Annotated in this window: 6 protein-coding genes and 2 pseudogenes; 4 read left to right on the forward strand and 4 right to left on the reverse strand. The window is 62.1% G+C overall.

The genetic code is table 11. The features are described from left to right. Positions 1 to 49 precede the first annotated feature (49 nt). Positions 50 to 1,543: an acetyl-CoA acetyltransferase gene (locus tag AC0KTM_RS01035; RefSeq protein WP_007172286.1), complete on the forward strand. Its 1,494-nt coding sequence runs from the start codon at positions 50 to 52 to the stop codon at positions 1,541 to 1,543. Beyond that, complete coding sequence (locus AC0KTM_RS01040) at positions 1,540 to 2,637, forward strand: zinc-dependent alcohol dehydrogenase (RefSeq protein ID WP_007172287.1); 1,098 nt, start codon at positions 1,540 to 1,542, stop codon at positions 2,635 to 2,637. Before AC0KTM_RS01035 ends, AC0KTM_RS01040 begins: the two co-directional genes overlap by 4 nt. A 42-nt stretch (positions 2,638 to 2,679) precedes the next feature. Here the strand turns inward: AC0KTM_RS01040 and AC0KTM_RS01045 are convergent, their stop codons facing one another. Beyond that, positions 2,680 to 3,888 carry an IS110 family RNA-guided transposase gene (locus tag AC0KTM_RS01045; RefSeq protein ID WP_007172600.1) on the reverse strand — a complete coding sequence of 403 codons (1,209 nt, stop codon included), beginning with the start codon at positions 3,886 to 3,888 and terminating at the stop codon, positions 2,680 to 2,682. A gap of 246 nt (positions 3,889 to 4,134) precedes the next feature. On the opposite strand from AC0KTM_RS01045, the gene AC0KTM_RS01050 reads away from it, so the two are divergent. Continuing rightward, positions 4,135 to 4,704, forward strand: a complete 570-nt coding sequence (locus AC0KTM_RS01050) for a carboxymuconolactone decarboxylase family protein (protein ID WP_372457562.1) — start codon at positions 4,135 to 4,137, stop codon at positions 4,702 to 4,704. A 287-nt stretch (positions 4,705 to 4,991) separates the two neighbouring features. Beyond that, positions 4,992 to 5,461, forward strand: a pseudogene (locus tag AC0KTM_RS01055) (PaaI family thioesterase). A gap of 31 nt (positions 5,462 to 5,492) precedes the next feature. Here the strand turns inward: AC0KTM_RS01055 and AC0KTM_RS01060 are convergent. The 3 genes and pseudogenes from AC0KTM_RS01060 to AC0KTM_RS01070 form a co-directional block, all read right to left on the reverse strand. Then, positions 5,493 to 8,010, reverse strand: a pseudogene (locus AC0KTM_RS01060) (MMPL family transporter); the annotation flags it as partial. Further along, a complete protein-coding gene (locus AC0KTM_RS01065; RefSeq protein WP_007172562.1) occupies positions 8,011 to 10,944 on the reverse strand; it encodes an MMPL/RND family transporter in 2,934 nt (977 codons plus the stop codon). Continuing rightward, positions 10,941 to 11,360: an MmpS family transport accessory protein gene (locus tag AC0KTM_RS01070; protein ID WP_007172563.1), complete on the reverse strand. Its 420-nt coding sequence runs from the start codon at positions 11,358 to 11,360 to the stop codon at positions 10,941 to 10,943. The genes AC0KTM_RS01065 and AC0KTM_RS01070 overlap by 4 nt, the downstream gene beginning before the upstream one ends. Positions 11,361 to 11,458 lie beyond the last annotated feature (98 nt).

Raw genomic sequence — 11,458 nt, forward strand, 5'->3', positions numbered from 1 at the left:
ATATCGCAGATATGTCGCAAAGGCGTCGACGATGACCGCGGCCTGACCGTTGCCGATTCCACGCCGCACTCCGGTCGTCGTCGCAGTTGGTGAGATCACGCACCGCGACGACGGTGTCGTTGACCCCATCGATTTGGCTTCCGAGGCCGTGCGTCGAGCATTGCAGGACTCGGGCGCTGCTATCGGGCATCGAATCGATATGGTGGCGACGCCCGGAATCTTGATGATTCCGCGTGACAATCCTGCGACGAGGATTGCCGAAGCGGCTGGGCTGGCGCCAATACGGCGCATCAGTTGTCCGGTTGGCGGTAATACGCCTCAGTACCTCGTTGAGGTGCTCGGCGCCCGCATCGCGCGCGGTGTCAGCGACGCGGTGTTAGTCGTCGGAGCGGAGAGCGGCGCGTCAGCTCGTAGGGTTGGATCGGGTCAGGTGCGACGAGACCCGAAACCCGTTGAGGGCCGGGATGAGTCACTTGGCGATACTCGCCCCGGTCTGAGCGCGGCCGAGATGTGTGCTGGACTGCGTTGGCCGCACCAGGTGTACCCGGTCTTCGAATCGGCGATTGCGGCTCGATCGGGCCGGACCTTCGATGAGCAGCGTCGCTGGCTGGGAAACCTGATGGCCCCCTTCACGCTCGAAGCATCGAGGCATCCCGGCCAGGCATGGTTTCCGCGCGCGCGCACTGCCAGTGAGCTCAGCTCGGTCTCGCCAACTAACCGGATGGTGTGCGAGCCATATCCCAAGATGCTCAACAGCATTATCACCGTCGATATGGCAGCCGCCTTCGTCATGATGGCTGCCGAAGTCGCCGACGAAATCGGTGTTCCTCGTGACCGATGGGTTTTCCCATGGTGCGCGGCCACTTGCAACGACGTGTACTTTCCGGTTCAGCGGCCCGATCTCAGTCGGTCCGCGGGAATTCGCGCTGTCGGACGGGCGCTCCTAGCTGCCTGCGACCTTTCCGCCGATGACATCGGATGGTTCGATTTGTACTCCTGCTTCCCTTCCGCGGTCGAAGTTGCGATCGAGGCGCTCGATCTCGATCCAGCGGATCCACGCGGGTTCACGGTGACCGGTGGATTGCCCTACCACGGAGGACCGGGTAACAACTATGTCAGCCACTCGATTGTGGAGATGGTTCGACGCTGCCGAAGCGAACCGGACGCCCTAGGACTGGTTTCCGGATTAGGTTGGTACATCACGAAGCACTCGTTGGGCCTATGGTCGGCGACGCCGCCGCCGACTGGGTGGCAGACACCGGACATGGCGGAAGCGCAGGCCGCGATTGATGCGACTGCGGTTCCAGTCGCTTCTGCCGCCGACACATCCGGTAGGGCAACGATCGACGGCTACACGGTGGTACACGACCGCGACGTTGGCCCTTCGTGGGTGCCTGTTCTCGCGCGTCTACCCGACGGCCGGCGCGTCGCGGCTCGCAACGACGATGCGAAGGTGGCGAAGGAAATGTCAAAAGAGATGATGGTCGGACGTCAGGTAACTGTGCGGCCCGCTGATCAGCGCGTCGAATTCGAACTGCCATGAAGGCCGATGCGCTCGTGCTGACCAAGCCGCGCGCCCTCGAGCGGCGCACTCTTGCGGTACCGCCCGTCGACGGCCACTCCGGAGTCCTTCGGATCGAGGCGTGCGGGCTCTGCGGAACCGATCACGAGCAGTACAGCGGTCACCTACCAGCGGGCTTCGCCTTCGTCCCGGGACATGAAATCGTCGGTGTCGTTGAGGCAGTCGGTGACGCCGCAAGCGCGCGTTGGGGTGTGTCGGCAGGTGATCGGGTTGCGGTCGAGGTTTTTCGATCGTGCCGGGAGTGCGACGCGTGCCGCCGAGGTGAGTATCGCAGGTGCTCGCGCAACGGACTGGCCACGATGTTCGGCTTCGTCGACGTAAACATCGATCCCGGCCTGTGGGGAGGGTACGCAACGCACCTGCATCTGCCCTTCGATTCCATGCTGTTGTCGATTCCAGACAGACTCGACCCGATTGTCGCTACGTTGTTCAACCCGCTGGGCGCGGGAATCAAATGGGCTGCCACGCTGCCGGAGACCGCGTCAGGCGACGTCGTCGCAGTCCTGGGGCCAGGCATCCGCGGCATCTGCTCGGCCGTAGCAGCGAAGGAATCCGGAGCGGCATTCGTCGCTATGACCGGACTCGGACCACGCGATCGACCACGGTTAGCCGCAGCGTCCAAGTTCGGCGTGGACCTGACCATTGACGTGACCCGTGAAGACCCGGTCAAGGCCCTGCAACGAGCGACCGGTCAACTCGCAGACGTCGTCGTCGACGTCACCGCCAAAGCGCCAGGTGCATTCGCTGACGCCGTCGCACTTGCTCGACCAGGCGGACGCGTGGTGATCGCCGGCACCCGCGGCGGCGGCGGAGCACCAGGCTTCGAGCCAGACCTCCTCGTTTTCAAAGAACTACGCGTCCTCGGCTCGCTGGGGGTCGATTACCCCGCCTATCAGAGCGCGATCGAATTGCTCGTCTCTGGGCGTTGGCCCTTCGATGAACTATCCCGGGACGTCGCCGGTTTCGCGGGCCTACCACGATTACTCGACGTCTTAGCCGATGGCGAGCCGGGCACGATTCCGGCCTTGCACAACGTCTTCGTACCGATGGCCTGACGTGCCAGCAGTGCCCAACTGAAAGGACTCTCAATGACGATGTCAAGCCGCCGACTGAGTGATCGGGGGTGAGTCGGGTTGCCAGGTGCGGTTGTCGCGGATGAGTGCGTAGAGGACGTTGGTGCGGCGTCGGGCCAGGCAGATGGTGGCTGGGATGGGTCGTTTGCCTTGGTTTCGTTTGCGTTGGTAGTAGGCGCGGGAGGCCGGGTCGCAGCGGATGGCGGTCAGTGCGGACATGTACATCACCCGGCGCAGCCGGCGGCTGTAGCGCTTGGGGGTGTGCAGTCGTCCGGTGCGTTTTCCCGAATCTCGAGATACCGGTGCGAGCCCGGCCCAGGCGGCGAGCTGGTCGGCCGAGCCGATCAGTTCGGGATCGCCGACGGCGGCCAGGAATTCAGCACCGAGCCGAAATCCCATGCCTGGGATGCTGGTGATCACTTCGGCCAGTGGATGGCGGCGAAATCGGTCCTCGATGTCGGCATCGGTGGTCTTGATGCGGTCATCGAGGGCAATCACCCCCTGCGCCAGATCAGCGATCAGTCCGGCGGCCACTTGTTCGCCGGGCAGTCGGACCGTTTGAGTTTTGGCGGCCGCCACCGCAGCCGCCGCAATGGCCGCGGCATTACGCACTCCGGCGTCGGCCAGGATCCGGGTCAGCCGCGAAATACCGGTCTGGCGGATGGCTTTGGGGCGCTGGTAGCGCGCCAGCAGCACTACCCAGCCCCGGTCAGCGCTGAGCTGGGCGGCCCGCTCCAGCGCCGGACACACCGCAACGAGTTGTTGGCGCAGTCGGTTGATCGTGCGGGTGCGGTCAGCGACCAGGTCGGCGCGATGAGCGGTGAGCAGCCGCAGTTCGGTGATCAGATCGTCGTCGGGATGCAGCAGTGGCAAGTCATCGCCGCGCATCCGCGACTGATCAGCGATCACCCGGGCGTCTTTGGCGTCGGTCTTGGCTTCACCACCTCGATAGACCGCCGAGGCTTGCCAGACCGCACGGCCCGCCAGGTAGCGCACCGACTTGCCGGCATCAGCCAACACGGTCAACAACAGGGCGGCATACACCGTGGTCAGGTCCACCGTCCAGGCAACCTGATCAGCCAACGAGTCAATCTCGCCGATCAGCGCACGGATCGGTTGCTCCTCGTTGCCGAGTCTGCGCGACAACACCACCGTGCCGCTGTTGTCGACCACGCACACCCAGTGATGTTCCTTGCCGACATCAACCCCAGCCCACAACTGGCCCGCTGCCATCGATCTCCTATCCGCTTGTCTGCCAACACGATCCCCACGGACAACCCCGCCAGCATTTCCTTAAACAAGCGATCACGTCGCAGATCTCAATCAGCGGCCCGAGGAAGTCCAGGAAGGCCGGGCGGCCAGTCCTTTCAAGCCGCACCACCAGGCCGGCAACCGACATGCCGCCTCACCCGACCCACCCGGGTCACAGCACAACGTAACAACACGAAGTAACTGCACCTACGAACTTAAGGACCGACTGTGGGCAGTGGAAACCGCGTCGAAATGCTCGGCCTGACAGACGCGCGCCGGCGCGCTGCTCAATGTGGCATCCCCGAAGCCATAGCGGAGTTGTCGATATTCCGAATCGCGCTTCACCAGCCTAGTGTGGCAATGGCCTTGAACGGACTGCTGGAGGCGTTGCTGTGGACCGGGGACCTCGACGCGCGGCTGCGAGAGCTGATCATCATGCGAATCGGCTGGGTCACCGGCTCGGTCTATGAATGGACGCAACATTGGCGACTCGCACGAATGCTCGACGTGTCCGAGCGTGACCTGCTCGCGGTGCGAGATTGGCAGAATGCTAACCACTTTGGCGATGCCGAACGTGCTGTACTTGCGGCGACCGATGAGACACTGCGTGACGGCACCATCTCGGATGGCACGTGGGCTGTGTGCCGAGATGCGTTGCAAGCAGACCCGGGGCTCCTTGTAGAACTTGTCGCGGCGATTGGCAACTGGCGACTCTTTTCTGCGCTCCTGCGATCTCTGGATGTGCCGCTCGAAGACGGCGTCGACGAATGGCCCCCTGACGGTGTTCGACCATCGTGACGCAGCGTGTCCAAAATGCCTGCGGTACCGTGCTAACGGTATCGCGCCGAAGCGGACCGTACTGGCGCTTGGATCGCCCGGCGCGGCTCGCCGTGACCATGAGCTGCACTTTGCCAGGTCGGCATACGCCAAGTTGCTGCGTTCGGCACCTTAATGCGGGATTTCTCGTCGTTTAAGGCCGCAATGGCCGAAGTTATCGAACACGTCCAACCGGAAACGAGGCCGCAACCTTGGATGCTCCAAATTCAACTGAACCGCAACGCCTGCCGTCACACACGCCTACCTGTATGGGTTGCGGGACCCGAGAATTCCAGTGGCCTGCAGCTAGAGGTCTATCGTCTGGACGATGAGGTATATGCCGATGTGGCATTCGATGAGCGTCATATCGGTGCGCCCGGCTTGGCGCACGGCGGGGCTATCGCGGCGGCGTGCGACGACCTTTTGGGCTTCACCCTGTGGATCGCCGGCACGCCTGCGGTCACGCGCAATCTCGCGATCGAGTATCTAGCGCCGGTTCCGCTACACCAGCCCCACCGCATTAGCGCACGTATCAGCGTGCGGCAAGGACGTGCCTTACACTGGCGAGGGGGTCGGTGAAGATGGCGTCATTCGTTTCACCGCAACAGCGGTTTTCATCACGGTAGAACCCGAACACTTCGCCGCCCACGGCGACATCGCCGGTTTCGGAGAGCTTCTTGACCAGCTCGTCCGCTTCGCTGGACCCAACACCGCTCATGACTCAGATGAAGGTGCGTAATCGTCGGTATTTTAGTCAAAATGCAAGAGTTTCAAGCGTCCTCACGTTTACGTTGCGGCCACCAGCTGGTCTCACGGAGCAATGTGGCGATCGCGGGAACCGTGAGAGTGCGGACAACAAAGGTGTCGAGTAGTAGGCCACAGCCGATGATGAGCCCGGCTTGGATCATGATCGCGACCGAACCGACCATAAGGCCGAACATGCTGGCCGCGTAGATGAGCCCGGCGGAAGTGATGACTGAGCCGGTGTTTGCGACCGTGCGCAGTACGCCGACGCGGATGTTGTGAGCGGATTCCTCGCGTAACCGCGAGATCAGCAGCATGTTGTAGTCGGCGCCCACCGCGATCAAGATGATGAACGCCAAAAGCGGTACCAGCCAAGCGATTTTCTTACCGAGGCCGTATTGGAAAACGAGCGTCCCGATGCCCAGTGCGGCTGCGTAGTTGAGCACGACCGTACCGAGCAGGTAGAGCGGGGCCACCAAGGCGCGCAGGAGAACGACGAGGATCAGTCCGACGATGACGAGCGTGGCAATGGCCAGCAGATGGAAGTCGGCCGACAGAAGGCGCTGGATATCGGAGTTGACGGCGGGGAATCCGGCCATCGATATTTTGGCGTTGGCCAAGGAGGTGTTGGGCGTGCAGCATCGGCAACTTGGGTGATCTTCTGAGCGAGATCCATCGCTTCGCTGCTGTAGGGGTTGTAGCTGGATTCGATGGCGAAGCGTGCGGTCTTGCCGTCAGCGGACAGGAAGTGCTTTGCCACATCGGAGAACTGGCGATTCTCGAAGGCGTTAGCCGGGAGGCAAAAGCCGCTGGAGTTGTCCGAACCGGCGCTGGACCGCGCGGAATTCTGTAGTTGGGTGGCGATCTGACTCATGCCGGACAACATTTCGATGTTGCTGTCGGCAAGGGTATGCACACCGGTGGCTAGGGCTTGTGCGCCCGATGCGAGCTGGCTGATGCCGTTTTGGAGGCGGCGGATGTTGCCGGCCATGTCGGCGGGGTCGCCGAGCGCTCCGAACGCCTTGTTCAGCGAGGTGACCGTGTTCTGCAGGTCTGCCATGGTGCCCCCCGCAGTATCGCCGCCCGGCTGGTACATGTCGCCGAGGTTGGCGAGCTGGCTGAAAAAGCCGCCATCGCGCAAGGTCACCAGAATCCGTACCTGGTCGCGGATCTGGGTGCACTCGGGTGTGGAGGCAAACCAGGGGGAGGTGTTGAGCGCACCGACCAGCGGGTCGATCGTGGCGATCGCATTCTGAGCTTGTTGAGCTTCTTGACGTAGCCCAGGTCCGGCTCGGATAGCTTGGTCGATGGTCGGTGTGGTAGTCGAAAGTTGCTGCAGCAGAGGGCGAAAGCGCTGAAATTGCGAGCCGCTGGACTGGGCTTGGTTAAGGATACCGGTCAGCGGAGTCAACGCTGTGCGAAGGGTGGTGTCAAGTTGCGCCAGGCCGCTGGCGAGTTGGTCGGCACCGCCGGTGAGTTTGGTGAGATCGGTCTTGTGGGCGTCTCCTTTGGCGACGGCATCGGCCATCTTGTTGCCGATCTGGACGTTTTGCCAAGAGAGCTGTGCCTGATCGAGTCGTGCCCCGGTGGGCCGGGTGACGCCGGATACTTTGGTGACGCCCGGCAATTGCGACACGCGAGACGCCATCTCATCCAGGTCGGCCAGGCCTTTACCGGTGTGCATATCGGTCCGTGATTCCACGACCATGAACTGGGTGATGACGATATCTTTGCGAAAGTGCCTGTCCAGCAGGTGATAACCTTCGTTGCTGGCGGTTGTGTCCGGCTCTCCTTGGCGGTCGTCGTAGCTCATGCGCATGGTCAGCGCGACAGCCGCTAGCCCTAATACAAGGGCCAGGCTGGCGGCCAGCAGTGGGGTGGGTCGGCGGACTACGGCCACGGCGATCCAGTTCCAGTAGCGGCGTGTGCGGTCGGCTTTGGGTTCGCCAATGCCGCCGTTTGGCGGCCAGCGCCAATACCGGAGGGAACAATGTCACGGTGGCCGCGACTCCGACGAAGACGGCTATCGCGCACGCTGGGCCCAGCGCGCCAAAAACGCTCAGCTTTGCAAAGAACCATGGCCAGAAATGCAAACGCCACAGTCGCGGCGGAGGCCAGGATCACCCGGCCGATGGTGGCGGTTGCGTTGATCACCGCGAGGTCAGCCGAGACGTCCTGGCGGCGCTGCTCGTGATACCGGCTGATCAAAAATGCCGAATAATCGGTGCCGGCGCCCAACAGAATCGCCGTCATGAACGCGATGGTGAATCGCGACACCGGCATTCCCGCTTCGCCCAGCGCCGAGAGCACTCCGCGCCCTACCGCAAGGCTGACCCCGATAACCAACAGAGGCAGCAACGCGGTAAACAGTGACCTGTAGATGACCAGCAAGATCAGCGCTATCAGCCCGGCGGTCACGACGGAGATGACAATCAAATCCTGCTCAGCCGAATCGATTTGATCGCTGAACGTCGCGGGAGGGCCGGTTACGCGGACCGTCGTGGATGTGCCGCTAAAGGACTGGGCGGCGATAGCGGTGATGGCTTAGTAGTGCGGTGAGGCCGCCGGGAACCGGTCGGTGGTCGCCGACTGCGGGTCATCTTGCCGGGGCAGCAGGTAGGCGCGAACCGCCGAACGTGGCCCGTAGGGCCGAAGTAGCTGGCTGGCCGGGCGAGTGCGTACCTGCTGCGGCCACCAGAACCAGCGCCCCAGCAGCGCGGCGACGGACGGCATCATGAATGAGCGCACGATCAGGGTGTCGAACAGCAGACCCAGGCCGATGGTGGTGCCGACCTGCCCGACGACTTTCAAATCGCTGAATATGAACGAGGCCATGGTGGCGGCGAAGACCAGGCCCGCAGACGTCACCACCGCACCGGTGCCGGCCATCGAGCGGATGATTCCGGTTTTCAAACCGGCACCGATTTCTTCTTTGAAACGGGACACCAGCAGCAGGTTGTAGTCGGATCCGACGGCCAGCATCAAGATGATGGACATCGCCAGCACCATCCAGTGCAGTTTGAAGCCGATGATGTCCTGCCACACCAGCACGGACAGTCCGAACGAGGCGCCCAACGAGATCAGCACCGTGCCCACGATGGTGACCGCGGCGACCAGGCTTCGGGTGATGATCAGCATGATGATCAAAATCAGGCTGGCCGCAGCTATTGCCGCGATCATCAGGTCGTATTTGGAGCCGTCGCGCATGTCCTTGTAGACCGCGGCGGTGCCGGCAAGGTAGATCTTGGCGCCCTCCAGCGGAGTTCCCTTGATGGCTTCCTTGGCTGCGTTCTTGATCGGCTCGACGTGCGAAATGCCTTCCGGGGTCGCGGGATCCCCTTCATGGGAGATGATGAAGCGGGCCGCGTGCCCGTCCGGCGACAGGAACATCTTCAGACCGCGCTTGAAGTCGGGGTTGTCGAAGACTTCCGGCGGGATGTAGAACGAGTCGTCGTTCTTGGCGGCGTCGAAGGCCTGGCCCATGGCGGTCGAGTTTTGGCTCATCACGTCCATCTGGTCATACAGCGACGACATCGAGCTGTGCATGGTCAGCATCATTTGCTTCATGGTCGTCATGGTGGCGATCATGGGCGGCATCTGCGCCAGCATCTGCGGCATCAAGGCGTCCAGCTGAGATATGTCGCCGGCAAGATAGGTGAATTTTTCGGTGATCTGATCCAGACCGTCGAGCGCGTCGAAGAGGGATCGCAGCGACCAGCAGCCCGGGATGTCGAAGCAGTGCTTTTCCCAGTAGAAGTAGCTGCGAATCGGCCGGAAGAAATCATCGAAGTTGGCGATGTTGTCGCGCAATGTGTTTGTGACATCCAACATTTCATGCGTGAGGCCGTCCATGTGGTGGGTGACCGCGGCCATCTGCGAGGTGATGTTGTACATGCGCTGCATGGTGTCGATGGACTGTTGCATCGCGTCGGCCTGCTTGAGCATGTCGTCCATGCGCTGGTGCATGTACTGCTGGTTTTCGACCTGCGTGGTGTTTTGCATGCTGATCTGGAACGGGATTGAGGTGTGCTCGATCGGCGTTCCCAGCGGCCGGGTGATCGCCTGGACGCGCGCGACACCCGGGATGTGGAAGACCCCCCTGGCGATCCGGTCCAACACCAGCATGCCCGCCGGGTTGCGCATGTCGTGATCGGTCTCGATCATCAACAATTCCGGATTCATCCGGGACGCGGGGAAATGCCGTTCGGCGGCGGCGTAGCCGATATTCGCGGGGACGCTCGGGGGTAAATACAGCCGGTTGTCGTAATTGGTTTGATAACCGGGTAGGGCGAGTAGACCGATGAGGGCGATCGCGACTGACACCGCGAGAATTGGCCCGGGCCAGCGCACGATCGCGGTGCCCACCCGTCGCCATCCCCGGGTCCGCATCTTGCGCTTAGGATCGAACAGCTTGAAGAAACTGCCGACGGTCAGGACCGCCGGACCCAAGGTCAGCGCGGCAGCAACGGCGACCAGCATCCCGACCGCACAAGGGATACCCATAGTCTGGAAATACGGAAGCCGGGTAAAGCTCAGGCAATACATCGCACCGGCAATAGTCAGGCCAGAGCCAAGGACGACGTGCGCGGTTCCGTGGAACATGGTGTAGAAGGCTTTTTCGCGGTCCTCGCCTAGGCCGCGCGCCTCTTGATATCGGCCGAGAATAAAGATCGCATAGTCTGTCCCAGCGGCGATGGCCAACAGCACCAAAATATTAACCGCGAAGGTCGACAATCCCATGATGTTGTTGTAGGCCAGGAAAGCGACAACCCCCCGAGCCGCCATCACCTCGATCACCACCATGAACAACGTGCTGAACACGGTGATAATCGAGCGGTATACCCACAGCAACATCACGATGATCACCACGAAGGTGATGATCGTGACCTTCTGGAGGCTCTTTTGTCCGGCCGAGTGCTGATCGGCGATCAACGCCCCAGCGCCGGTCACATAGGCCTTGACCCCCGACGGCGCAGGCACGCTGTCCACGATCTTGCGGACCGCCGCGACAGACTCGCTGGCCAGGCTCTCGCCCTGGTTACCAGCAAGATACGCCTGCACATAGGCGGCCTTGCCGTCGGAGCTTTGCGAACCGGCGGCCGTCAGCGGATCCCCCCAGAAGTCCTGGACGTGCTGGACGTGTTTCGTGTCAGCCTCGAGTTTGCGGACGATCTGGTCGTAGAAATGGTGGGCCTCATCGCCCAGCGGCTTGTCACCTTCCAGCACGATCATGACCGCACTGTCACTGTTGAATTCGTTGAATACTTTGCCGATGTGCTTCATCGCTTGCATCGACGGCGCGTCCTTGGGGCTCATCGACACGGTGTGTTCTTCGGCGACCGCGTCCAGCGATGGAACCAAGACGCTGAGGACGACGACAAGCCCCACCCAGGCAAAGACGACGGGCACCGCGAGTTTGTGGACCGTTCGCGCGAAAACCGGCATATGCGGCAGCCCTGCGGCCCGGTCATCGGTCATGCGGACTTCACTATGCAGAACGTTTGCGCATTCATACCCTGACTCGACCTTTCGTCCTTGACCACCTCGTCCACGATGATCCGGCAGCCGATTTGGTTGCTGTCGCCCTGCGCGACGATGTTGACGCTCACCGAGGGCAGCGTCGAGGTAACCGAGAGCGTCCAGGGCAAAGGCACGTTGCTAGCTTTCTGGGGCTGGGCATTGATGTCCAAGTAGTTGATGTTGGCCACCGTCCCCGGGGGACCATAAACCTGGTAAACCACGCGCTTGGGATTGAACGGCTTGATCTCATCGGCGATGCCGCTGGTCATCGTCTGATCGTCGTGGACGCCGAAAAAGGTGCGAAGCCGCAGTACGCAGAAGCCCGCTACCGCCACCACCGCCACGATGACCAGGACGATCCACATTTTCTTCATCGCAGCGCCAACGTGAATCCTCCCCAGCCAACCATCTCCCGCTAGTTGGGCGCCCCACCGCCCATTCGACTGGATCGGTCACAGCCAATTGGACCGCA

Source organism: Mycobacterium sp. NTMscope_Eco_3 (assembly GCF_976985685.1).

Bases quoted from the DNA above. Each gene is read 5' to 3' on its own strand.
- AC0KTM_RS01070 (WP_007172563.1), bottom strand. From the start codon at position 11,360: ATGAAGAAAATGTGGATCGTCCTGGTCATCGTGGCGGTGGTGGCGGTA.
- AC0KTM_RS01045 (WP_007172600.1), bottom strand. From the start codon at position 3,888: ATGGCAGCGGGCCAGTTGTGGGCTGGGGTTGATGTCGGCAAGGAACAT.
- AC0KTM_RS01065 (WP_007172562.1), bottom strand. From the start codon at position 10,944: ATGACCGATGACCGGGCCGCAGGGCTGCCGCATATGCCGGTTTTCGCG.
- AC0KTM_RS01040 (WP_007172287.1), top strand. From the start codon at position 1,540: ATGAAGGCCGATGCGCTCGTGCTGACCAAGCCGCGCGCCCTCGAGCGG.